General features: G+C 72.3%; 21 protein-coding genes and 2 pseudogenes. 6 read left to right on the top strand and 17 right to left on the bottom strand.

Going from position 1 to position 23,567, the window contains the following annotated elements:
• Positions 1–153: 153 nt before the first annotated feature.
• The 11 genes from kynU to ACFY30_RS16615 form a co-directional block, all read right to left on the bottom strand.
• On the bottom strand, positions 154–1,338 hold the full coding sequence (gene kynU, locus ACFY30_RS16665) for a kynureninase (RefSeq protein ID WP_390845906.1): 1,185 nt from the start codon (positions 1,336–1,338) through the stop codon (positions 154–156).
• Positions 1,331–2,170, bottom strand: a complete 840-nt coding sequence (locus tag ACFY30_RS16660) for a tryptophan 2,3-dioxygenase family protein (RefSeq protein ID WP_390659254.1) — start codon at positions 2,168–2,170, stop codon at positions 1,331–1,333. The genes kynU and ACFY30_RS16660 overlap by 8 nt, the downstream gene beginning before the upstream one ends.
• 148 nt (positions 2,171–2,318) lie before the next feature.
• On the bottom strand, positions 2,319–2,732 hold the full coding sequence (locus tag ACFY30_RS16655; protein ID WP_390845905.1) for a DUF3151 domain-containing protein: 414 nt from the start codon (positions 2,730–2,732) through the stop codon (positions 2,319–2,321).
• A 323-nt stretch (positions 2,733–3,055) separates the two neighbouring features.
• Positions 3,056–4,525, bottom strand: coding sequence for an MFS transporter (locus ACFY30_RS16650; protein ID WP_390845903.1), 1,470 nt, complete (start codon positions 4,523–4,525; stop codon positions 3,056–3,058).
• Between the two features lie 59 nt (positions 4,526–4,584).
• Entirely contained in the window at positions 4,585–5,616 is a 1,032-nt protein-coding gene (gene fbaA, locus ACFY30_RS16645; protein WP_390659251.1) for a class II fructose-bisphosphate aldolase, read from the bottom strand.
• A 169-nt stretch (positions 5,617–5,785) separates the two neighbouring features.
• A complete protein-coding gene (pyrE, locus tag ACFY30_RS16640; protein ID WP_390845902.1) occupies positions 5,786–6,340 on the bottom strand; it encodes an orotate phosphoribosyltransferase in 555 nt (184 codons plus the stop codon).
• A gap of 10 nt (positions 6,341–6,350) precedes the next feature.
• Positions 6,351–7,139 (bottom strand): aldose 1-epimerase, encoded by a 789-nt coding sequence (locus ACFY30_RS16635; RefSeq protein ID WP_390845901.1) that lies wholly within the window; start codon positions 7,137–7,139, stop codon positions 6,351–6,353.
• Between the two features lie 57 nt (positions 7,140–7,196).
• Positions 7,197–8,264: an SRPBCC domain-containing protein gene (locus ACFY30_RS16630; protein ID WP_390845900.1), complete on the bottom strand. Its 1,068-nt coding sequence runs from the start codon at positions 8,262–8,264 to the stop codon at positions 7,197–7,199.
• Positions 8,265–8,358: 94 nt separating this feature from the next.
• A complete protein-coding gene (locus ACFY30_RS16625) occupies positions 8,359–9,984 on the bottom strand; it encodes a polyamine aminopropyltransferase (protein ID WP_390845899.1) in 1,626 nt (541 codons plus the stop codon).
• A gap of 91 nt (positions 9,985–10,075) precedes the next feature.
• A complete protein-coding gene (locus ACFY30_RS16620; RefSeq protein WP_390659246.1) occupies positions 10,076–10,603 on the bottom strand; it encodes a DUF2617 family protein in 528 nt (175 codons plus the stop codon).
• A 458-nt stretch (positions 10,604–11,061) separates the two neighbouring features.
• Complete coding sequence (locus ACFY30_RS16615; protein WP_390845898.1) at positions 11,062–11,481, bottom strand: hypothetical protein; 420 nt, start codon at positions 11,479–11,481, stop codon at positions 11,062–11,064.
• A 140-nt stretch (positions 11,482–11,621) separates the two neighbouring features.
• On the opposite strand from ACFY30_RS16615, the gene ACFY30_RS16610 reads away from it, so the two are divergent.
• Positions 11,622–12,818, top strand: coding sequence for a pyridoxal phosphate-dependent aminotransferase (locus ACFY30_RS16610; protein WP_390845897.1), 1,197 nt, complete (start codon positions 11,622–11,624; stop codon positions 12,816–12,818).
• Positions 12,819–12,907: 89 nt separating this feature from the next.
• Here ACFY30_RS16610 and ACFY30_RS16605 read toward each other — a convergent pair whose 3' ends face one another.
• On the bottom strand, positions 12,908–13,441 hold the full coding sequence (locus ACFY30_RS16605) for a YbjN domain-containing protein (RefSeq protein WP_390659243.1): 534 nt from the start codon (positions 13,439–13,441) through the stop codon (positions 12,908–12,910).
• 139 nt (positions 13,442–13,580) lie between these two features.
• The gene (gene clpB, locus ACFY30_RS16600) at positions 13,581–16,178 is read right to left on the bottom strand and encodes an ATP-dependent chaperone ClpB (protein WP_390845896.1); all 2,598 of its coding nucleotides are present in this window, start codon (positions 16,176–16,178) and stop codon (positions 13,581–13,583) included.
• Positions 16,179–16,324: 146 nt separating this feature from the next.
• Here clpB and ACFY30_RS16595 point away from each other — a divergent pair, with 146 nt between their 5' ends.
• Positions 16,325–16,729 (top strand): pyridoxamine 5'-phosphate oxidase family protein, encoded by a 405-nt coding sequence (locus tag ACFY30_RS16595; RefSeq protein WP_390845895.1) that lies wholly within the window; start codon positions 16,325–16,327, stop codon positions 16,727–16,729.
• Between the two features lie 179 nt (positions 16,730–16,908).
• Here the strand turns inward: ACFY30_RS16595 and ACFY30_RS16590 are convergent, their stop codons facing one another.
• Entirely contained in the window at positions 16,909–17,247 is a 339-nt protein-coding gene (locus ACFY30_RS16590; RefSeq protein WP_352345525.1) for a hypothetical protein, read from the bottom strand.
• 2 nt (positions 17,248–17,249) lie between these two features.
• Complete coding sequence (locus tag ACFY30_RS16585) at positions 17,250–17,456, bottom strand: hypothetical protein (RefSeq protein WP_390659512.1); 207 nt, start codon at positions 17,454–17,456, stop codon at positions 17,250–17,252.
• 113 nt (positions 17,457–17,569) lie between these two features.
• On the opposite strand from ACFY30_RS16585, the gene ACFY30_RS16580 reads away from it, so the two are divergent.
• The 3 genes and pseudogenes from ACFY30_RS16580 to ACFY30_RS16570 all read left to right on the top strand — a co-directional run.
• Positions 17,570–18,553 (top strand): helix-turn-helix transcriptional regulator, encoded by a 984-nt coding sequence (locus ACFY30_RS16580; protein ID WP_390845894.1) that lies wholly within the window; start codon positions 17,570–17,572, stop codon positions 18,551–18,553.
• A gap of 27 nt (positions 18,554–18,580) precedes the next feature.
• Positions 18,581–19,612, top strand: coding sequence for a LuxR C-terminal-related transcriptional regulator (locus tag ACFY30_RS16575; protein WP_390845893.1), 1,032 nt, complete (start codon positions 18,581–18,583; stop codon positions 19,610–19,612).
• Positions 19,609–20,595: pseudogene (locus tag ACFY30_RS16570) on the top strand (LuxR C-terminal-related transcriptional regulator); the annotation flags it as partial. The gene ACFY30_RS16575 and the pseudogene ACFY30_RS16570, both read left to right, overlap by 4 nt.
• Here ACFY30_RS16570 and ACFY30_RS16565 read toward each other — a convergent pair.
• Entirely contained in the window at positions 20,561–21,676 is a 1,116-nt protein-coding gene (locus tag ACFY30_RS16565; RefSeq protein WP_390845892.1) for a LuxR C-terminal-related transcriptional regulator, read from the bottom strand. The pseudogene ACFY30_RS16570 and the gene ACFY30_RS16565 sit on opposite strands and share 35 nt — an antisense overlap.
• 389 nt (positions 21,677–22,065) lie before the next feature.
• Between ACFY30_RS16565 and ACFY30_RS16560 the strand changes: the two are divergent.
• Positions 22,066–22,255, top strand: a pseudogene (locus tag ACFY30_RS16560) (transglutaminase family protein); the annotation flags it as partial.
• 4 nt (positions 22,256–22,259) lie between these two features.
• On the opposite strand, the gene ACFY30_RS16555 reads toward ACFY30_RS16560, so the two are convergent.
• A complete protein-coding gene (locus ACFY30_RS16555; protein WP_390846122.1) occupies positions 22,260–23,369 on the bottom strand; it encodes a sugar ABC transporter substrate-binding protein in 1,110 nt (369 codons plus the stop codon).
• Between the last annotated feature and the right edge of the window lie 198 nt (positions 23,370–23,567).

The following is a 23,567-nucleotide window of genomic DNA, read 5'->3' as shown; positions in this document are numbered from 1 at the left end:
GTATCAGGCCGGTGACGTGCGCGGACACGCGGATGTCACGCTCGGTGAGGGTAAACGGTTCTGTACGCGCCGTCCCCGGACCCCACCCCCCATACGCAGCCGACCACCGACGTCACTCAGAACATCGGTGGTCGGTGTCGGTCCGGCGCGCGCTCAGCCCAGGATCTCCCCCAGCACCCGGGCCGCCCGCTCCACGTCCGCGAACCCGACATACAGCGGGGTGAACCCGAACCGCAGCACGTCAGGGCGCCTGAAGTCCCCGACGACCCCGCGCTCGACCAGCCGCCGCATCACGTCACCGGCGTCCTCGCAGCGCAGCGCCACCTGGCTGCCCCGCTCCTCGTGACGCACCGGAGTCAGCGACTCGACGCGCCCTTCCCGGACGTAGGCGGCGACGCACTCCAGGAAGAAGTCCGTCAGGGCGAGGGACTTGGCACGGACGGTCTCCACCGAGACGCCCTCCCAGACCTCGAGCGCCGCCTCCAGGGCCAGCATCGACAGGATGTCGGGGGTGCCGACCCGGCCGCGCACCGCGCCCTCCGCCGGCTCGTAGCCGGGCCGCATCCCGAACGGCTCGGCGTGCGAGTTCCAGCCGGGCAGCGGGGAGTCGAAGCGGTCCTGGAGATCGCGGCGGACGTACAGGTACGCCGGTGAACCAGGGCCGCCGTTCAGGTACTTGTAGGTACAGCCGACCGCGAGGTCCACGCCGTGCTCGTCGAGGCCCACGGGCAGCGCGCCCGCGCTGTGGCACAGGTCCCAGACGGCGACGGCGCCCGCCGCGTGCACGGCCGCGGTGAGCGCGGGCAGGTCGTGCAGGCGGCCGGTGCGGTAGTCGACGTGGTTCAGCAGCACCGCGGCCGTACGGTCCGACAGCGCGCCCGGCACCTCCGCCGGGGTCACCGGCCGCAGGGTGCGGCCGGTCATCCGGGCCGCCGACCCGGCGATGTAGCCGTCGGTCGGGAAGGTCGTGGCGTCGACGAGGATCTCACTCCGGTCGTCGCCCGCGATCCGCACCGCGCCCACCAGCGCCTTGAAGACGTTGACGCTGGTGGAGTCGCCGACGACGATCTGCCCGGCCCCGGCGCCCACCAGCGGGGCGATCCGGTCACCGATCCGCTCGGGCGCCGTCCACCAGCCGCTCTCGTCCCAGGAACGGATCCGCAGCTCGCCCCACTGGCGGCGGACGACGTCCTCCACCCGGCCGGGGACGGACGCGGGCAGCGCGCCCAGCGAGTTGCCGTCGAGGTAGACCGCCTCGTCGAGCACGAACTCGGCGCGCTTGTCCGCGAGCGGGTCGCCACTGTCCAGCTCCCGTGCCTTGAAGGCGAGGTCAGACATACGACCTCGCCGTCCACAGCTCGGGGAAGACGTTCTTCTGCGCGCGCTTCTCCAGCCAGGCCACCCCGGCCGAGCCGCCCGTGCCCGTCTTGGCGCCCATCGCGCGGCGGGTGGCGACCAGATGGTCGTTGCGCCAGCGCCACACCAGTTCGGCGACATCGGTCAACGCCTCGCCGAGACGGGCGAGTTCGGCGGACTCGTCACCGGAGTAGAGGGCCGTCCAGACGGCCTCCACCTCCGCCGACGGCTCGTACCGCTGCGACACGTCGCGCGTCAGCACGGCGTCCGGGACGGCGTGCCCGCGCCGCGCCAGCAGCCGCAGCACCTCGTCGTACAGGCTCGGCTCGTGCAGGGCCTTCTCCAGCTCGGCGTGGACGCGGGGCGCGCCCCGGTGCGGCACGAGCATGGACGCGGACTTCTCGCCGAGCAGGAACTCCATCCGCCGGTACATCGCCGACTGGAAGCCGGATCCCTCACCGAGGGCGGCACGGTACGCGTTGAACTGCGCCGGGGTCAGCTGCGCGAGCGGCCGCCAGGAGGCGTTCAGCGCCTCCAGTTCCCGTACGGAACGCTTCAGCGCGTCGATCGCGACCGGCACCCGGTCCTCGCGGAGCGCCTGCGCGGCGGTCTCCCACTCGTGGACGATGACGGTGAACCACAGCTCCATGACCTGGGTCGTGACCAGGAAGACCATCTCTCCGGGGTCGTCGGAGAGGGTGTGCTGGAGATGGGTGAGCACGTCTGCCTTGACGTAGTCCTCGTACGGCGTGGTGCCGGCGAAGTCGAGATGCGGGGTCTCGGGCTCGTGGGTCGCGTGAGCCTCTTGGGACATCGCTGTCTCCTGTAGTACTCCGGGTAGCGGTCCGCCCCTGCCGATGCCGACACGGGGGCCCCGGTCCCCACCGGCATCTTCCGCATCAGACCCGGATCCCGCAAGGCCCGCCCGGATCACGGACGGGCCCGCAGGGGACGAGCGGCGGCTAGCCCAGGGTCTGGGCCGCCGTCGGGGAGGAGTCTTTCAGGAACTGCGTGCAGCGCTCGTACTCCTCCTGCTCGCCGATCGCCTGCGCGGCGCGGGCGAGGGCGTGCAGGGCGCGCAGGAAGCCGCGGTTCGGCTCGTGCTCCCAGGGCACCGGGCCGTGGCCCTTCCAGCCGCCCCGGCGCAGGGCGTCCAGGCCGCGGTGGTACCCGGTGCGGGCGTACGCGTACGACTCCACCACGCTGCCCCGCTCGAACGCGTCGTCGGCCAGCTGGGCCCAGGCCAGCGAGGACGTCGGGTACTTCGCGGCGACGTCGGCGGGCGCGGTGCCGCTCGCGAGGAGGTCGCGGGGCTCCGGGTCGTCGGGGAGGCGGGTCGGGGGCGGGCCCCCGAGGAGGTTCTCGTGAATGGACATGGGTCCAGTGTGGGGGATACGGCGGTGTCGGGCGGGCCGACCCGGCACCCACCGGCGGGGGGAGCTGGGCGGAGGGAGCTGGGCGGAGGGAGCTGGGCGGAGGGGAGCTGGGCGGAGGTGGGTCGCGCGGCCCGGCACCCACGGGGTGCCGCTGCGCCCACCCGTGCCGCCCCAGCGGCACGACCGCCCGCAGCTCCGCGCGGTGAAAGGGGCGCGGGGAACCGCGCGATCAGCCCCCGCCGGCCCGCAGCCACGCACGCCTGGCCCGGCGCGGGGAACCGCGCGATCAGCCCCCGCCGGCCCGCAGGGGCACGCGGTCGTTTCTAGGTCACGCTTCCCCGTCCCCGTCGTCCCTCCAGCGGGGGAGCCGAGACGCAGCAGTGGGTTCTGCATTCCGGGTGGCCGCAGTCCGGCGGAGGCCGCCGTACCGTCGCGTAGGCCACGGCCGAGCCCACCACGAGCACCCCCGCGCACCACACCATCGCCTGCCGGAACGGCCCCTCGAAGGCCTCCGCCGAGCGGTACGCCTCCGGTCCCATCCCGGTCAGCAGGGGCAGCGCGGCCACCGCGACCAGGCCCGCCGCCCGGGCCGCCGCGTTGTTGACGCCGCTGGCGAGCCCGGCCCGCGTCACGTCCACCGAGGCCAGCACGGTCGCGGTCAGCGGGGCGACCAGGGTGACCAGGCCGAGACCGAGCACCAGGACGGCGGGCAGGACGTCGGCGGCGTACGACGCGTCCTCGCCGACCCGGAGCATCAGCAGCATCCCCGCCGCGCACAGCAGCGGGCCCACCGTGAGCGGGATGCGCGGCCCGATCCGCTCGCCCAGCTCACCGGAACGGGAGGAGAGCAGCAGCATCAGCACGGTGGTGGGCAGCAGCGCCGTACCGGCGCCGAGCGCGGAGTACCCGGCGACGACCTGCAGCTGGACCACCGAGAGGAAGAAGTAGCCGCCGAGGGCCGCGTACACGCACAGCGTGACCACGTTGACGGCGCTGAACTGGCGGGACGCGAAGATGTCGAGCGGCATCATCGGGTCGGGCCGGCGCCGCTCGACGGACAGGAAGGCCGCCCCGGCGGCGACCCCGCCCACCGCGGTGAGGGCGACGGCCACGGACCGCTCCCCGCCCGCCTCGATCAGCGCGTACGTCACCAGCCCCAGCGCCAGCGCCCCCAGCACCGCTCCCAGCACGTCGAAGCGGCCGTGCGCGCGCTGGTCCCCCGACTCCGGCACATGCCGCAGCGCCACCGGCACGCACACCACCGCCAGCGGCACGTTCAGCAGGAACACCCACCGCCAGCCCGGCCCGTCCACCAGCCAGCCGCCGACGAAAGGCCCCACGGCCGCGCCGATGCCCCCGAACCCCGACCACAGGCCCACGGCCCGCCCCCGGTCGTCGGAATGGAAGGAGGCCTGGATCAGCGCCAGCGAACCGGGCGTGAGGAGCGCGCCCCCGACTCCCTGCAGGGCACGGGCCGCGACCAGCACGCCCGCGTTCGGCGCCAGCCCGCACAGCAGCGAGGCCGCGGCGAACCACACCACGCCCACCACGAAGACCTTGCGGCGCCCGTAGCGGTCCCCCAGGGAGCCGCCCAGCAGGATCAGCCCGGCCAGCGTCACCATGTAGGCGTTGACCGTCCACTGCAGGGCCGCGAGGTCCGCGTCCAGGTCCTCGCCGATGCGGGGCAGAGCGACGTTGACGACGGTCGAGTCCAGGAGGGCCATGCTGGAGCCGAGGACCGTGGTGAACACGATCCACTTGCCCCGGGGCGAGGCCAGCCGGACGTCGGGCATGCTCCCAGGTATACAGCGAGCCCGGCGCCGAGGCACCGGGCTCGCTGTGACGCGTGGGTCTACTTGATCTTCTGGCCCGCCGAACGCAGGTTCTGCGTGGCCTCGACGACGCGCGCGGCCATGCTCGCCTCGGCCAGCTTGCCCCAGGTCCGCGGGTCGTAGGTCTTCTTGGAGCCGACCTCGCCGTCGACCTTCAGGACGCCGTCGTAGTTCTTGAACATGTGGTCGGCGACGGGACGCGTGAAGGCGTACTGCGTGTCCGTGTCGAGGTTCATCTTGACCACGCCGTTCTCCAGCGCGGTCGCGATCTCCTCCTCCGTGGAGCCGGAGCCGCCGTGGAAGACGAAGTCGAAGGGCTGCGAGCCGGCCGGCTTGCCGTACTTCGCGGCGACGCCGTCGTTCAGCTCCTTGAGCAGGTCGGGACGCAGGACCACGTTGCCCGGCTTGTAGACGCCGTGGACGTTGCCGAAGGACGCGGCCAGCAGGTAGCGGCCCTTCTCGCCCAGGCCGAGCGCCTCGGCCGTACGGATGGCGTCCTCGACCGTCGTGTACAGGGAGTCGTTGATCTCGTGCGAGACACCGTCCTCCTCGCCGCCGGTCGGGGTGATCTCCACCTCGAGGATGATCTTCGCGGCGGCGGCGCGGGCCAGCAGCTCCTGCGCGATCTCCAGGTTGTCGGCGAGGGTCTCGGCGGAGCCGTCCCACATGTGCGACTGGAAGAGCGGGTTGCGGCCGGCCTTCACGCGCTCCTCGGAGACGGCCAGCAGCGGACGTACGTACCCGTCGAGCTTGTCCTTCGGGCAGTGGTCCGTGTGCAGGGCGACGGTGACCGGGTACTTCTCGGCGACGATGTGCGCGAACTCGGCCAGGGCCACGGAGCCCGTCACCATGTCCTTGCTGTACTGGCCGCCCAGGAACTCGGCACCACCCGTGGAGATCTGGATGATGCCGTCGCTCTCCGCCTCCGCGAAGCCGCGCAGAGCCGCGTGCAGGGTCTGGGTCGAGGTGACGTTGATGGCCGGGTAGGCGAACTTGCCTGCCTTCGCCCGGTCGAGCATCTCGTTGTAGACCTCGGGGGTTGCGATGGGCATTCGTCCGCTCCTTGAGTGTGCGGGTTGGCGTACTGCGTGCTTACGGCCCTGACCTAGACCTTGGGGTTCGACGTCGTCGTCGTCCCCATCTTTCCAGAGATGTGCGGATGGTCCATGGCCGGTCCACGGGCGGACCGCACAGCGGTCCATTCCAGGTCGGAAGGGCTGGTCAGTCCAGACCCAGTTCATCCTTCGAGAAGGCGAACAGGTACGGGACGCCCGCGCCCGCGCGGATCTTCTCGTCGGCGCCGGTCGCCCGGTCCACGATGGTCGCGACGGCGACGACCTCGGCGCCCGCCTCGCGCACGGCCTCCACGGCGGTCAGCGGCGAGCCGCCGGTGGTGGAGGTGTCCTCGACGACCAGGACCCGGCGGCCCTTGATCTCGGGGCCCTCGACCCGCCGCTGCAGTCCGTGCGCCTTGGCCGCCTTGCGCACGACGAAGGCGTCCAGCCTGCGGCCGCGGGCGGCGGCCGCGTGCAGCATGGCGGCGGCGACCGGGTCGGCGCCCATGGTCAGTCCGCCGACGGCGTCGAACTCCAGGCCGGCGGTGAGGTCGAGCAGCACCTGCCCGACCAGCGGGGCGGCCTCGCCGTCGAGGGTGACGCGGCGGAGGTCGACGTAGTAGTCCGCCTCCAGCCCCGACGACAGGGTCACCTTGCCGTGCACCACGGCCTTGTCCTTGATCTGCTGCAGCAGCGCGCCGCGTACATCCACGTCCGTCATGCCGAACAGCTTAGAGGCGGGTCCAGCTCCAGGTCGTCGTCGCCTCCAGCGGCTCCAGCGGGGTGACCTGGCGCGGGAGGGTGTTCAGCCCGTCGGGCGGGCCGGTCTGCGGCTCCACGCACACGGCCGCCTCCTGCTCGTCGTAGACCACGACCCACTCCTGCGGGCTGGTCACCTCGACCCGCAGCTGTCCCGGCCAGGTCAGGGCCACGGACACGCCGCCCGGCATGCCGAAGCAGTCGTCCCACGGCCCCGGCTTCGGCTCGACGCGGTTCCCGGTCGGCAGATGGTCCTCGCCGCGTTCCTCCTGCCAGGCGGCGTCGAAGGCGACCCGTACGTCCTCGCCGCCCAGGTTCCGGTTGAACCAGGGGTGCCAGCCGATCTGTGCCGGGAAGGACGAGCCGTACGTCTCCACGCCCATGGTGAGGGTGAGCGCGTCCTCGGTCAGGGCGACCACCTGGGTGACCCGGCCGGGGTACGGCCAGGGCGCCACCAGGTCGTAGGTCAGGACGGCCTCGCCGGCCGTGACGCGCGCGACCTTCCAGGCGCCGTCGCGGGCGGTGCCGTGGATGGCGTGGGGCGCGGCGTTCAGCGGCATCTGGTGGACGGTCGCACCGTCGCGGAACCGGCCGTCCCGGATCCGGCCGCACCAGGGGACCATCGGGAAGCAGCCGAACCGCTCGCCCTGCCGCAGCAGTTCCAGTCCGCCGACGCGCAGCCCACCGACCCGGCCGCCGTTGCCCGGCCGCACGGTCACCTCCGCGTCGCCCGCGGTCAGCGTGATGTCTTCGTCAGTCACGGGTCGACCCTACTGGCCCGATCAAGAGGGCCGCCCGCGAGCCGCCCCGGCGCACGGCTACCTGCGGCGGCGCAGCGCCCGGCCCACCACGATGGCCGACGCCACGACCAGCGCGGCGGCGGGCGCGGCCCAGCGCAGCGTACTGTTCGGCGCGATGGTCTGCGGCGCCGGGACCGGGGCGTACCGCCCGCGCGGCGGGGCGTGGTCCACCTCCTCCGCGCTGCGCCCGATCATCGTGCGGCGCGCGTGCGCGGCCTCGGCGGGCGGCTCACCGGGCTCACCGGGCGCGGTGAGGTCGTCGGCCTCCGCGTCGAGCCCGGATGGCGGAACCTCGGTCCCCTCGTCCGATACGGCACCCTCGCCGGGCTCCCCGGACGTGGCACCCTCGGCGGCTTCCTCGGACACGGCCTCGCCGGCCGGCTCCCCCGAGACGGCGCCCTCGACCGGCTCCCCGGACGCGACGCCCTCGGCGGGCTCGACGGGCGGTGCACCCTCGGCGGGCTCCTGCGGTACGGCGCTCTCGGCGGCCTCCTCGCCGGCCGGCTCCCCCGAGGCGGCACCCTCGACCGGCTCCCCCGAGGCGGCACCCTCGACCGGTTCCCCCGAGGCGGCAGCCTCGGCAGACTCCCCCGACGCGGCCTCCCCAGCCGGTTCCCCCGGGGCGCCGCTCTCGGCCGGTGCACCCGGGACGCCGCCCTCGGCCGTCGCCGCCGTCCCCAGGTTCTCCGCGAAGCGGTTCAGCAACCGTGCGATCGCCGCCGCCACCTGCTCCTCGGGCAGTTCGGCGACCCGGCCGTCCGCCGCGGCCGTGGCCTCGAAGTGGAGGGTCGTGCCGGCGTCGGTGTCCCGCAGCCGCGCCAGGAGCGCGAGCTTCACGGAACCGCTGCCCCGGGCCTCGGTGGCGTCACCCGCCAGGGCGTACGCGCCGTCCTCCCGCGCGGAGACCCGTACGGAACCCCGGTAGGTGATGGTGTGGCCGCCGACACGGACCTTCAGCCGCCCGGCGACGGGTTCGGTTCCGGCGTCCTGCTGGAGGCCGGGCACGGCACGGGCCACCTGCGCGGGGTCGGCGAGGACCGCCCTCAGCCGCTCGGCCGGAACCGGAACGAACACCTCATGCTCCATAGTGGCGGAGCCTACCCAGCCGCCCGCCGAAAGCACCCGGCAAAACCGGGATTCGGCTCCCGGGGACGGCACGCGGTGGTACCCGTCGGTCGTCTCAGTACCGCGGATGCACCAGGGTCGAGGCCCGTACGCCCGCCACCCGTGTCCCCCGGACCGCGCGCGCGTCCGCCGTCAGATCCCGCTGGGTCAGGGCGCGCGGGTGGTCACCGGCGGGAGCGAGGCGCAGGGGCGGCCGGGTGGCGGCGGCGAGGACGAAGCCCCAGTCGCGGGGGGCGCGGGAGGTGCCGCGGTCGGGGCCGCCGGGGAGGCCGGGGTCGTGGGCGTCCACGCGGTAGGGGACGGTGCGCAGGCCCGCCGCCCGCACGGTCGCCTCCACCGTCCAGAAGACCCGCGGCCGGCCGGTCACCGGCCCGGCGTGCACGGCGAGCCGCCCGCCGGGGGCGAGGGCCCGCCGGGCGAGGCCGTAGAACTCCAGGGAGTAGAGCTTGGTGCTGGCGGTGATGCCGGGGTCGGGCAGGTCCGCGATCACGACGTCGTACGCCGCCGGGGGCGCCCCGCGCAGCCAGTGGAAGGCGTCGGCCGTGGTGACGTGGACGCGGGGATCGTCGTAGGCGCGGGCGTTGAGGCGGGCGAGGGCGGGGTCGGTGCGGGCCAGCCGGACCAGGCCCGGGTCGAGTTCGACGATGTCGACGCGGCGCACGCCGGGGAGGGCGAGGGCCTCGCGGGCGGCCAGGCCGTCGCCGCCGCCGAGGACGAGCACGCGCGCGTGGGGGCCGTTCATCGCGGGGAGGACGAGGGCCTCGTGGTAGCGGCGTTCGTCGCCGCCGACACGCAGCCGGCCCTCCAGGTAGAGGGCGAGGGGACGGCCCCGGGTGCCGCCGGTGAGGACGACCTCCTGGACGCCGGTCCGCAGGGCGACGCGCACGTCGTCGCCGTAGACCGCCTGGCGTGCGGCCCGCTCGAAGTCGTCGACGAGGACCGCGGCGGAGGCGAGGACGCCGATGACGACGACGCCGGCGACCAGCAGGGCCCCGCGGGCGCGGCGGCTGAGGTCGCGGCGGAACAGGCCGAGGACCAGGGCGCCCCCGGCGACGACGTTGACCGAGCCGGTCAGCAGGGAGCTGGTCAGCTGGCCGAAGAAGGGCAGCAGCAGGAAGGGGAACGCCAGGCCGCCGACGAGCGCGCCGACGTAGTCCGCGGCGAACAGGTCGGCGACCGCGCCGCCCGCGTCCTGGCGGCGGACGCGCTGGATGAGCTCCATGAGGAGGGGGACCTCGGCGCCGATGAGCAGGCCGATGGCGAGGGAGAAGGCGACGAGGAGGACGCGTGGGCCGTCGGCCCACAGACCGCCCCAGCCGCCCGTCCAGGCGAACACCGCGTACAGCGCCATCGCGCTGCAGCCGCCGACCAGGGCGAGGACCGCCTCCAGGGCACCGAAGCCGGCCGCGGCGAACCGGCGCAGCCGTTTGGCCGCGAGGGAGCCGATGCCCATCGCGAAGACCATGACGGACAGCACGACGGAGGCCTGGGTGACGGAGTCGCCCATCAGGTAGGAGGCGAGGGCGACGAGTTCGAGTTCGTAGACGAGTCCGCAGGCCGCGCAGACGAAGACGCAGGTGAGGACCAGGAACCGCCCGACGTCCGGCCGGACGGGGAGCCGCGTGGGGCCGCGCCGGGGTGGTGGGGCACCGGGCGGGGCCGGGGCGTGCGGTTCGATCACGACTGCGACGTTACGTCACGGGTCCGGGACGCTTCGTCACCCACACGTGTGGAAGATGGCCCTCAAACACGGCGCCTCCCCGCCAAACCCCTCACGCGCCGGGCCTGTTCGCGCGCGCACGGACCGCCACCCTCGTCCGTGTCGCCACCAACTGCCCGTCCTGCGGGTAGGCGTGCCAGGTGCGCCAGTGGACGTGGTCCTCGTGGCGCTGGGCGAGGAGCGCGGTGAACGCGTGCGGGCTGCCCGGGAAGACGCCGGCGAGGCCGTGCGGATGGTCGGTGACGAGGGCGAGCAGCTCCTGGGCACGGCCCGCGAACTGACCCGGCGTCAGCACCTCGACGCGCGCCGCGAACTCGTACTCCCATTCACCCACCCGCTTGGCGACGCCCAGCGGCAACGGGGTGCTGCTGCCGGGGAGACACGCCACCGTCTCCGAACAACGGCCCTGCTCCCCCTCCAGCAACACCTGGTGCGAGGCGCCCAGCAGTCGCAACTGGAGCTTCGCGCCGGACAGTTCGAGGTCGAGGGTGGCGAGGGCGGGCAGCGGTTCCCGCCCCAGGGCCCAGGCGAGGTCGGCGGCACGCGTGTCGGTGTAGGAGGTGTTCAGGGTCGTGAGCATGGATCGGCTCCGCGGAGACGCAAGGAGGGAGGGAAAATGGCGCACCCCGGTGGACCCGGTAGACACCGGGAGATCGGCCCCGGCCGGCCCGGTCCGGAAGGGGCGTCCGCGCGGGACGTCCGTAGGGGTCCGAGGGGCTGCGTTGGTGCTCTAGAGGGAATCATGAACTGCGGCGACGCCACAGCGTTTTTACCCAACTTCGTGGGGTTTCCATCCCTCGGGGGGCTCCACAGATCAACTGTTCAACCGGACGCGCGTCAAACGACCTGATCGTGCGCCAACGCGCCCCACATGAAAGACGCGAACGCGGGTAAACGAGGCGGCCGCACCGGCGCGGTACGCCGCCCGCCGCGCGGGCATGGCCGCCGGTCACATGGTGCGACCGCGGGGCGCCCTGGTCAGGGGCGGGCCCCGCGGTCCGGATGCGGCTCCCCCTCGGTGAGCTCAGCTGCCCCGTGTCAGCTGCCTCCGCCGCATCCGCCGCCTCCTCCCCCGCAGGACGAGCCGCCACCGCAGGACGACGAGCTGCCGCAGGACGACGAGGAGCTGCCGCAGGAGTGACCACCCGAGTGGCCGCCGGAGTCACCCGAGTGGTGGCCGGAGTGACCGGAGTGGCCGGACTGGCCTGAGGACGATCCGCCGTCCCCGCCGAAGACCCACCAGCTCGCCGCCGCCGCGTCGGCCGTGCCGCTGGAGCTGCCGCTGCTCGCATGGGTGCGGCTGTTCCCGTGGCCGCCCGACCGGCCGCCCGCGGACCCGCCGCCGTACGACCGCACCGGAGCGCCGTACACGTGCCGCCGGCTCCTCCTCCGGGCCCTGGTGGCGAGAACCGCCACGAACAGCACTGCGACCCCCGTCAGGATGATGCCGAGAACCATGGCCCCACCCTCCTTCCGAATCCCCCGAAGCGGCCCCCCGTGGGCGCCTCGCGTGGTGCGTGGGCGTTGCGTGAACGGGGGATGCCCGCCTGCCTCACCGGCCAAAGCACACTTGAGGAACTCCAGAGCTTCGGCGCAGGATGACCGGCATGACCTCCAGTGCGCGCCCGTTCCTGAACCGTCGTCTCGCCGAGTTCGGGACGACGATCTTCGCCGAGATGTCCGCCCTGGCGGTGCGGACCGGGGCCATCAATCTCGGGCAGGGCTTCCCGGACACGGACGGCCCGGAGGAGATCCGCGAGGCGGCCGTGCGCGCGCTGCGGGACGGCCGCGGGAACCAGTACCCGCCGGGCCCGGGTGTCCCCGAGCTGCGCGCGGCGATCGCCGCGCACCAGGCCCGCCGCTACGGCCTGGCCTTCGACCCCGACACCGAGGTGCTGGTCACCGCCGGCGCCACGGAGGCCATCGCGGCCGCCCTGCTGGCCCTGCTGGAGCCCGGCGACGAGGTGGTGGCCCTGGAGCCGTACTACGACTCCTACGCCGCCTGTATCGCCATGGCGGGCGCCACGCGCGTGCCGGTGACCCTGCGCCCGGACCCGGAGCAGGCCCGTTTCCGCCTCGACCTGGACGAACTGCGCGCCGCGGTGACCGACCGGACCCGTCTGCTGCTGGTCAACACCCCGCACAACCCGACCGGCACCGTCCTCACCCGCGAGGAGCTGACCGCGATCGCCGCGCTGGCCGTGGAACGGGACCTGCTGGTGGTGACGGACGAGGTGTACGAGCACCTGGTGTTCGACGAGGCCGAGCACGTGCCGCTGGCGACCCTGCCGGGAATGCGGGAGCGCACGGTGACGATCGGCTCGGCGGGCAAGACGTTCTCGTTCACCGGCTGGAAGGTCGGCTGGGTCACGGCCGCGCCCGGCCTGGTCACGGCGGTGCGCTCGGCGAAGCAGTACCTGACGTACGTGTCGTCGGGGCCGTTCCAGTACGCGGTCGCGGAGGCGCTCTCCCTCCCCGACACCTATTTCGACGCCTTCCGCGCGGACATGCTGGCCAAGCGGGACCTGCTGGCGGCGGGCCTCGCGGAGGCGGGCTTCGCCGTCTTCCGTCCGGCCGGCACCTACTTCGTCACCACCGACATCCGGCCCCTCGGCGAGAGCGACGGCTTCGCCTTCTGCCGCTCCCTGCCCGAGCGCGCGGGCGTGGTCGCCATCCCCAACGCCGTCTTCTACGACCACCGCGAGGCGGGCGCGCCGTTCGTGCGGTTCGCGTTCTGCAAGCGGGCGGGCGTGCTGGAGGAGGCGGTGACGCGGCTGAAGGCGCTGGCGGGCTGAACCGGCGCCCCGGGTCCCGCCGAACAGCGGGGCGCCCGTCCACAGGGTGTGGACGGGCGCCCCGCTGACGAACAGGCCGGTCGTACGACCTACTCGTCGCCCTCCTCGGGCTTGTCCTCCGCTTCGTTGACCTCCTGCTCGAGGCCCAGCTGCTCCACCAGCCACTTGTCGAACTCGATGGCCGCGCGCACCCAGCTCACCGTCGAGGAGACGAACAGCTCGATGTTCACCCCGGCGCCGATCAGCAGCTGCGCCTCGCCGATGAGGCGGACGGTGCCGTCGTCGTGGGTGTGCGTGTAGACCTTGGGCCACAGGGTGCGCCGGTTCCAGTCGTCGATCGCCTCCAGCAGCTGCTGCTTGTCGTCGATCTTGTGGGGCCGGTCGTAGAACGTCCGCACCGAGTAGACCGCCTGGTCCGCCTCGCCGCGGAACATGAAGTACGTACGGAATTCCTCCCACGGCGCCGCGAGGTCACCCTCGTCGTCGACGACGTACTTCAGCTCCATCTGGTCGAGGAGCTGCTTCACCAGATCCTGATCCGGAACGACGGGGCCGGCCGGTCCCTGGGGCTGCGGCTCGGGCTGACCCCCGAAGTTCGGAATCGAGGACGGGTCGATGCTCACCGTGATTTTCCCTTCGTACGGATCCCGCCATCCTCCCCCATGCGGGGAGGGGGGTGGCAAGCCCCGCCCTCCAGGGTTCACCTCCGGTTGGCGTAATTCCGCTCAGGGCGAGCGGCCGCCCCGGCCGCCCGCCCCGCGGCTACAGCGTCTTGCCGGTGGCGGGGCCCACGATCAGGCCGTCGCCGAAGGCGTCCACACGGACCGTGTCCCCGTCCTTGACCTCGCCGGCCAGGATCTCCTTGGCGAGACGGTCGCCGATGGCCGTCTGGACCAGGCGGCGCAGCGGGCGGGCGCCGTACGCCGGGTCGTTGCCCTCGTGGGCGAGCCAGGCCAGGGCCGCGTCGGTGACCTCCAGGCTGAGGCGGCGGTCGGCCAGGCGCCGTGCGAGCCGGTCGATCTGGAGCCGGGCGATCCGGCCGAGCTCGTCCTTGCTGAGCGCCGAGAAGACGACCAGGTCGTCGAGCCGGTTGAGGAACTCCGGCTTGAAGGACGCCCGGACCACCTCCAGGACCTGCTCCTTCTTCTCCGCCTCGGTGGCGACCGGGTCGACCAGGAACTGGCTGCCCAGGTTCGACGTCAGGACCAGGATCGTGTTGCGGAAGTCGACCGTGCGGCCCTGGCCGTCGGTGAGCCGTCCGTCGTCCAGGACCTGGAGGAGGACGTCGAAGACCTCGGGGTGCGCCTTCTCGACCTCGTCGAGCAGGACGACGCTGTACGGGCGCCTGCGGACCGCCTCGGTGAGCTGGCCGCCCTCCTCGTAGCCGACGTAGCCGGGGGGAGCGCCGACGAGCCGGGCCACGCTGTGCTTCTCGCCGTACTCCGACATGTCGATGCGGACCATCGCCCGCTCGTCGTCGAAGAGGAAGTCGGCGAGGGCCTTGGCCAGCTCGGTCTTGCCGACACCGGTCGGGCCGAGGAAGAGGAAGGAGCCGGTCGGGCGGTCGGGGTCGGCGATGCCCGCACGGGAGCGCCGTACGGCGTCGGAGACGGCCTGCACCGCCTCGGCCTGGCCGATGAGGCGGCGCCCGAGCTCCTCCTCCATCCGCAGCAGCTTCTGCGTCTCGCCCTCCAGGAGGCGGCCGGCCGGGATGCCGGTCCAGGAGGCGACGACGTCGGCGATGTCGTCCGAGCCGACCTCCTCCTTGACCATGGTGCCCTTGGCGACCTCCTCCTCGGCCTCGGAGGCGGCCTCCAGGTCGCGCTCCAGGGACGGGATCTCGCCGTACAGCAGCTTGCTGGCGGTGTCGAAGTCGCCGTCGCGCTGGGCGCGCTCGGCCTGGCCGCGCAGGTCGTCGAGCTTCTCCTTCAGCTCGCCGACCCGGTTGAGGGACTGCTTCTCCTTCTCCCAGCGGGCGGTGAGACCGCGCAGCTCCTCCTCCCGGTCGGCGAGGTCGCGGCGCAGCTTCTCCAGGCGGTCGCGCGAGGCGGCGTCCGTCTCCTTGCTGAGGGCCAGCTCCTCCATCTTCAGCCGGTCCACGGACCGCTGGAGCTCGTCGATCTCCACGGGCGAGGAGTCGATCTCCATACGGAGCCGGGAGGCGGCCTCGTCGACGAGGTCGATGGCCTTGTCCGGGAGGAAGCGGGAGGTGATGTACCGGTCGGACAGGGTCGCGGCGGCCACCAGCGCGCTGTCGGCGATCTGGACCTTGTGGTGGGCCTCGTAGCGGCCCTTGAGACCGCGCAGGATCGCGATGGTGTCCTCGACGGTCGGCTCCGCCACCAGCACCTGCTGGAAGCGGCGCTCCAGGGCCGGGTCCTTCTCGATCCGCTCCCGGTACTCGTCGAGCGTGGTCGCGCCGACCATGCGCAGCTCACCGCGGGCCAGCATGGGCTTGAGCATGTTGCCGGCGTCCATGGCGGAGTCGCCGCCGGCGCCCGCGCCGACGACCGTGTGCAGCTCGTCGATGAAGGTGATGATCTGCCCGTCGGAGTCCTTGATCTCGGCGAGGACGGTCTTCAGCCGCTCCTCGAACTCGCCGCGGTACTTGGCGCCGGCGACCATCGCGCCCAGGTCGAGCGCGACGAGCCGCTTGTCCTTGAGCGACTCGGGCACGTCGCCCTTCACGATCCGCTGGGCGAGCCCCTCGACGACGGCGGTCTTGCCGACGCCGGGCTCACCGATGAGGACGGGGTTGTTCTTCGTACGGCGGGACAGGACCTGCACGACGCGGCGGATCTCGGTGTCGCGCCCGATGACCGGGTCGAGCTTGCCCTCGCGCGCGGCGGCGGTGAAGTCGGTGCCGAACTTCTCCAGGGCCTTGTACTGCCCCTCGGGGTCGGCGGTGGTCACCCGGCGTCCGCCGCGGGCCTTCTGGAAGGCGTCCTGCAGCTTCTTCGCGGTGGCCCCCTGTCCGGCGAGCACCTCGCCGGCCGCTCCGCCCTTGGCGGCGACGCCGATGAGGAGGTGTTCGGTGGAGAGGTACTCGTCGCCGAGGTCCCGCGCGCGTTCCTGCGCGTCGGCGATGACGGTGAGCAGCTCGCGGTTGGGCTGCGGGGGCGCGACCGTGGATCCGGTCACGCTGGGCAGGCCCGCCAGCACCTTCTCGGCGCCCGCGCGCACGGCGGCCTGGTCGGCGTCGACGGCCGCGAGCAGGTCGACGATGTTCTCGTTCTCCTGGCCCTGGAGCAGCGCGAGCAGCAGGTGGGCAGGGGTGAGGTCGGGGTGGCCTGCGGCCACGGCCCGGTTACTGGCCGCGTTGATCGCGTCCCGGCTCCGGTTGGTCAGCTCGGCGTCCACGTTCGCTGTCTCCTCCTTGCGTCAGCCGTCTCCCGTGTCTGACTCAGTCAGCGTACACAAAGTTGAGTCTATTCCGCTCAAGGTGCGCGACGGAAGCCGGGAGGCGGTGTCCGAGGGGAGGCCGGAAGCCGCTAGATTCCGGACCTATGACCACCAACCCCCAGGAACTCGACCCCGAGTACCTCGCCTTCTGGCGCGAACGCCACCTGTGCACGCTCACGACACCCCGCCCGGACGGCAGCCCGCACGTCGTGCCCGTCGGAGTGACATACGACCCGGAGCGGCGGCTCGCTCGGGTCATCGCGGACAAGGCGAGCACGAAGGTGCGCAACATCCTGGCGGCGGGCCCGGAGGGCGCCCGGGTCGCGGTCTGCCAGGTGGACGGCCGCCGCTGGGCCACACTGGAGGGCCGGGCGCACGTCAGCACGGAACCGGAGCGGGTCGCGGAGGCGGAACGGCGCTACGCGCAGCGGTACGGCAGGACCCCGCGGGTGAACCCGACGCGGGTGGTGGTCGAGATCGAGGTCGGGCGGACGATGGGCCGCGGCTGACCGGAAAACGCGGGCGCGCCCGCCCACCCCGCTTCTCCGGCGTTTTCCAGCCACCGCGCAAGCGCTCCGATACCGGGAAATGTCCCCAGAAACTGCAGCGGCGTCACCGTGTTCAGGTCACGGTGACGCCGCTGCGGGGGGAAGCACCTGAGGCGATCTGTTACGACGGGGGAATCGCGTCAGGCACTGCGGGGGGTGGCTGAGATGGTTCGCGGGGCGGCCTGGGGTGCCGGCTCCGCCAACTGATGGTCACGCTGGTCCAGGTTCACGAAGATCATTCCGTACCGGATCGCGCACCGTACGGGCTGCGGCGCCCCACGAGGCCGCCGCAGGCACCGGTAGGCCCGCACGTCGTCCTCCTCGTCCCGGGTGACGACCACCGGTTCTCCGAACACGGTCACCATCAACGAGTCACCGCTGTGGGGGATGGCGGTGACCAGGTCGATGAAGTGCCAGCCGGAGCGGTAGGCGGTGGCCATCTCGCGGCGGAAGGAGCGGTCGTCGGGAGGTGTCGTCATGGTCAGGCCCACACACTGTCGTCAGTGCCGACGGGAGTGTCGCCGTCGGCAACGACGGACGGCGGCGTGATCGCCCACACACTGTCCGCCCGCAGGTCACCCTTCGCGTCCGAGAGGCCACTCAGCGATCCGAAGGCCACAACGGCGGAGAAGGCGGCGACAAGCACCGAGCGAAGCATTCTCTTACCCATAGTCGGCTTCGTCCTCACTTGAAGGTCCCCTCTTCCCCCGTCGACTAAGACGATGGCTCATTCGGGCACGTCATGGCCACACGATCGGTGCATCATGTTCCTGCACGTTCAGGACCCTGGGGGGTGGAGATTTGGCAACGAATCGGACTAAAGCGAAACATCCCCATGCCGTGACCGCCCTGTGCGAGGAGGGTAGCCGTCTGTATGTGGATGCTCTGCGGACGGGACGTATAGCTCGTGCGGACGTGGAGGCCGCCCCCTGCCTGATGGAGTTCGCCCTGCTGCACCCCGATCCGGACGACGCGAACTGGCTGCGCCCGGTTCCCCCCGCGGTCGCCCTGGCGCAGCGCCTCAACCCGCTCGAGCGCGAGATCACCGAGCGCCGCCGCGCCTCCATCGAACTGGCCGACGCCTTCGAGCCGTTCATGGCGCTCAGCGCCCAGGTCACGGCGTCCACGCACTCCATCACCGTGCTGGAGGGACTCGACCGGATCAACGCGGCGCTGGACCTGGCCACGTCCCAGTGCCAGAACGAGATGCTGACGGTCCAGCCGAGCGGCCACCGCCCCGAACGCAGACTCATCGAGGGTCTGGAACGGGACCGGCCGCTGATCGAACGCGGCGTCAGAATCCGTACGCTGTACCAGCACACGGCCCGGTACAGCCCCGAAAAACTCGCCTATGTCGACCAGTTCGCCGACGGCAAGGTCGAATACCGGACCATCGACGAGCTGGTGGAGCGGCTCATCATCTGCGACGAGGCGGTCGCGTTCATCCCCATCCGCGACGACCGGCAGGTCGCCCTGGAACTGCGCCACCCGGGCCTCGTCGGCTACCTCATCAAGGTGTTCGAGTTCATGTGGGGCCGCGCGGTGCCGCTGCGCGCCGGCGTCCCCTACGAGACCGACCCGGACGGCATCACCGACATCCAGCACTCCATCGCCAAACTCCTCGTCGAGGGCCATGTCGACGAGGCCATCGCCCGCCGCCTGGGCATGAACGTGCGCACCTGCCGGGCCCACATCGCCAAGCTGGCCACCGCCCTCGGCAGCGGCAGCCGGGCCCAACTCGGCTACCTCATAGCCCAGTCCGGAATCCTGGACCGGGACCAGTGAGGTGACGAGCGACCGAAGAGGACGCCGGTGACGAGCGAGGCGCACGGACACGACGACGCGGAACCGCCCCCCGCCCCCCATGTGCGGCACGGCGTGGAGGAGCTGTGCCCCGAGGGCGCGCGGCTGTACGGACTCGCCCTGGCACAGGGACGCGTCACCGCCCGCGAGGCCGAACAGGCCCGCTGCCTCCTCGAGTTCGGCCTGCTGCACCCCGCCCTGGAGGACCCCGGGCTCCTCGAACCGGTCGCCCCCACCGTCGCCCTCCACCGCCATCTGGTGACGACACAGGAGCGCATCGCGCGCGAACGGCGGCGCGAGGCCCGGCTGGTGGACACCTTCGACGCCTTCCTGCGCCTCGGCGATCCGGCACCCGGGTTCGCGCACACCCCGGCCATCAGCCTCCTCGACGGACAGGGCCCGATCAACCTAGCCCTCACCCAGGCGATCGCGGAAGCCCGCGAGGAACTCCTCGCCATCCAGCCGCGCCGCGAACAGCGCGGCGGCCGGCCCAGCTCCCACGACCAGGCCATGGCCCGTGACCAGGCCTTCCTGGACCGCGGCGGCCGCATCCGCACCCTCTACCACCACACCACCCGCCACGACCCCAGCGTCCTGGCCCGTTACGAGCAGCTCCGCGGCGACGCCCAGGCCCGCACCCTCGACGAGGTCACCGACCGTCTCATCGTCATCGACCGCACGGTCGCCTTCCTCCCCGCCAACAAGGAGCGCACCCTCGCCCTGGAGGTGCGCCACCCCGCGCTGATCGAGTACTTCGCCACCACCTTCGAACGCCTCTGGCACCTCGCCACCCCCATGCACCCCGAGGCCGTCCGCCAGCCCACCCTGAACGGCGTGACACCCCGTCAACGGGCCATCGCCACCCTCCTCGTGGAGGGCCTCACCGACGCCGTGATCGCCGACCGGCTCGGCATGAACGTGCGCACCGCCCGCGTCCACATCGCCAAACTCGCCGCCACCCTCGGCAGCGAGAGCCGCGCCCAGCTCGGCTACCTCATCGCACGCTCAGGAATCCTCGACCAGGAAAGGGACCCGACGTGAACGCGCCGCCGCACCCCCACCACGGGGTGGCAGAACTCTGCGCCGAGGGCACGCTGCTCTACGAACGTGCCCTGCGCGAGGGCCACCTCGCGGCCGCCGACGCCGGTCCCGCCCCCTGTCTGCTCGAACTCGGCCTCCTCCACCCGGCCGTCGACGACCTGGACCGGCTCGAGCCCGTGGCCCCCGCGGTCGCCCTGCACCGCCAGCTGAACACCACCGCGGCCCGGATCGCCGACGAACGGCGCCGCGAGGAGCGGCTGACCGCGCTCTTCGAACCCCTCATGCGCCTCACCGGCAGCCGCACCGCCCCCAGGGAGTCCGCCGCCCTGCGCGTCCTCAGCGGCAACGAACGGATCAACCAGGCCATCACCGAAGCCATGGACGAGATGCGCCGGGAACTGCTGTGCATCCAGCCCCGGACCGGCCTCGACGGCGAACGGGCCGCCACCGCGGAGGCGATCGCCCTCCAGCGCGACCAGGCCGTGCTCGACCGGGGCTGCCGTATCCGCACGCTCTACCAGCACACCACCCGGCACATCCAGAGCATCATCGGCCACTACGAACTGCTGAACGGCGACGCCGAGGCCCGCGGCCTGGACGAGGTCACCGACCGCCTCATCATCGTCGACCGCACGGTCGCCTTCCTCCCCGCCGACGACAACGGCTCCCTCGCCCTCGAAGTCCGCCACCCCGCCCTGGTCACCTATCTGGCCACCGCCTTCGACCGCTTCTGGCGGCTGGCCACCCCCATGTACCCCGAGGCCGTCCAGCGGCCCTCCCTCAACGGCGTCACCCCCCGCCAGCGGGCCATCGCCACCCTCCTCGTCGAGGGCCACACCGACGCCGTGATCGCCGCGCGGCTCGGCATGAACATCCGCACCGCCCGCGTCCACATCGCCAAACTCGCCGCCACCCTCGGCAGCGAGAGCCGCGCCCAGCTCGGCTACCTCATCGGCCGGTCGGGGATCCTCGACCAGGAAGAGCACCCGGAACCGCCGCACCCGGCACAGCGGCACCGGGAACCGGCCCCGGAGCAGGATCCGGCACCGCGCCCGGCACCGGCACGCTGAGCTCGCTCGCGTCCACCGGCCCGTCCAGCCCCACCTGGGCGATCCGCACCCCCAACTGGGTCCGGCTCGCCGCGCCCAGAGTCTCCGACAGCCGGGCGATGTGGGCGCGGCAGGTGCGGACGCTGATGCCGAGGCGCTCGGCGATCACCGCGTCCTGGTGGCCCTCCGCCAGCAGCGCGGCGATGGACTGTTCACGGTGGGAGATGCCCTCGATGCGCGGGTCGGGGAGCGGGGCGGTGAGCGGGATGCCGAGCCGCCACAGCCGCTCGAAGACCGTGACCAGGTAGGCGATCAGGGCGGGGTGGCGCAGCTCCAGCGCCATCGTGCGGTCGGTGTTCGCCGGGATGAAGGCCACCGTGCGGTCGAAGAGGATCAGCCGGTCGATGACCTCGTCCAGGGTGCGCGCCTCCACCGCGTCGCCCATCAGCTCCAGGTAGTTCAGCAGGCCCTGGCCGTGCCGCGCCACATGGTTGTACAGGTCGCGCATCCGCACGCCCCGGCCGCGCAGCTCCAGCGCCCGGTGCAGGCCCTCCGACAGTTCGTGCTCGCGCCGGATGCCGCCCGGCTGCACCGTCAGGACCTCGGTCGTGCACGCCTCGGTCGCCTGGTCCAGGGCCGCCTGGATGCGGGAGGCGCCGTCCAGGACCCGGATCGCCGCGCCCTCCCCGGCCGGCCCGCCCGGTGCGGGTCCGCCCAGCCCGGCGTACCACTCGAAGGCGGCGACCGCCGAGCCCACCCGCCGCTCGCTCGCGCTCACCTCGTCGTGGAGTCCGCGCAGCAGCCGGGTCATGACCTCCTGCGGGGAGGTCGGGACCAGCCAGTCCATGTCGTCGGGGTCGGGGTGCAGCAGGGCCAGCTCCAGCAGGCACGGAACCGGTTCGGCGTCACGGCGCGGCACACGCCCCCGCCGTACGGCCCGGGAATACACGCGATCCCCGGCCTCGCACAGTCGGTCGGCACCGTGAGGATGCTCCTCCGTCCCGTGCCCGGCCATCGCCCATCCCACCCCCGCTTGACGCCCCTCTTGTCGCCGCTCCGCAGCGCAACTATGCGCGGGTCGGACCGGCTCCGCAACACGGCTCCCCCGGCCAGGGCAGCGGAAAACCACTCATATACCCGGGTTTCTCCCGGCCTCCGCCCCCCGCACTGCAACAAGCTGATGGTGGTGCGCGCTCGAAGAGGCAGGCATGGTTGATTCCACTTCCCCCCGGGTGCTCCGCACCCGGGACGGTCCGGCCGGGCGACGGGGGAGTTCGGCCGGACCCGGGAACTCCCCCGGGAGGCGTGTGCGCTCCCGGAAGCCGCCGGTGATCGTCGTGCCACGTCCCGCACGTGACGTCAGGCCCCGGCGGACACGTTCGACGCGCGAGGATGGCCCCGCGGGCCTGGATCGAGTACGGGGCCGGCGACCGGCACGGCTACGACCCGGCCGGCCGGACCCGTGCCGACGAGTCCCATGTCGTGGTCGGCCGCGACCACGACCACGACGACGTCACCCCCGCACAAGGGCGTCCACCGGAGCGTGGCCGGCGGCCCGCCCGGGGTGACGGTCGGGTTCACCCGGGTGGCGTGAGGGACTACTTCAGGCCGATGGTGTTGCAGGCCTGCTTGTAGGCGGCGGTGCAGATGTCGGACACCTTGTAGATGCCGTCCGCGACGACGGTCTTCTTGATGTTGCTCCGGGTCAGCGCGACCACGGTCACCAGCTTGGCCGGGATGTCCTTGTTCGTGGGGCTGTCGATCTTGTCGCGGGTGAGGGCCTCGAACTGCAGCTCACGGCCCTGGACCTTGGCGACGGCGGCCTCCGCGGCGGCCTCGGCCTCGCCCGCGTACGGCTTGTAGACGGTCATGTACTGCTCGCCGCTGACGATCCGCTGCACGGCCGCCAGTTCGGCGTCCTGGCCGGTGATGGGGGGCAGGTCGCTGTCGCTGACGCCCGCGGCCTCGAAGGCCTTGATGATGCCGCCGGCCATGGCGTCGTTGGCGGAGTACACGGCGGCGATGTTGCTCTTGCCGATCTTCTGGATCGCCTGGGTCATGTGGGCCTGGGCGATCTCCGGCTTCCAGCCGTCGGTGTCGTAGGTCGCGGCGATCGTCACCCGGCCGCTGAGCTCGTTCATCGCCCCCTGCTTGAACTGGGCGGCGTTCGGGTCGGTGGGCGAGCCGTTGATCATGACGATCTCGTCGGCGGTGTCGGCCGTGCCGAGCGCCTCGGTGATGGAACGGCCCTGCACCTCGCCGACGAGCTCGTTGTCGAAGGAGACGTAGGCGTCGATCGGCCCCTCGGCGAGACGGTCGTAGGCGATGACCGGGATGCCCGCCTCCTTGGCCTTCTTCACCATGGACGCGATCTTGTGGGAGTCCACCGCGTCGAGCAGGATGCAGTCGACCTTCTGGTCGATCATCTTCTGCATCTGGGAGTTCTGCTGCGCCACGCTGTTCTCGGCGTTGGCGTACTCGGTCTTGCCCTTGTTGTTCGTCAGGGAGGCGACCTTCGCCTTGATGATCGGGTAGTCGAACTCCGCGTACCGGGTGTTCGTCGCCTCCGGCATCAGCACACCGATGGTGATGTCGTCGGTCCGGGTCGGTGTCGCGTCGCTGCTGCCCTCCGAGGCCCCCAGCATCCCGCAGCCCGCGAGCGAGAGGGACATCGTGGAGGCGACCACGGCTATGGCGATACGACGCATGGGGGTGCTCACTTCAGGTGCGTTCGGTGCGATCCGGACATGGGTGCTGCATGCTGACCCAGGTGTCTGAAAAGACAACGCGGCGGCGGCCACCGCAGTCAAGCGGAACTACTTAACGAAGTAGCAACATCACCCTCCGCTCGGCGGGTGAAGACGCATGGAGACCGAGCGAAGAGGGTATGGAACACGCTTTACGGG

This window comes from Streptomyces sp. NPDC000345, from assembly GCF_042898825.1.
Taxonomy (GTDB): Bacteria; Actinomycetota; Actinomycetes; order Streptomycetales; family Streptomycetaceae; genus Streptomyces.
The sequence above is the reverse complement of the archived record's forward strand: the minus strand, read 5'-3'. Positions and strand labels throughout refer to the sequence as shown.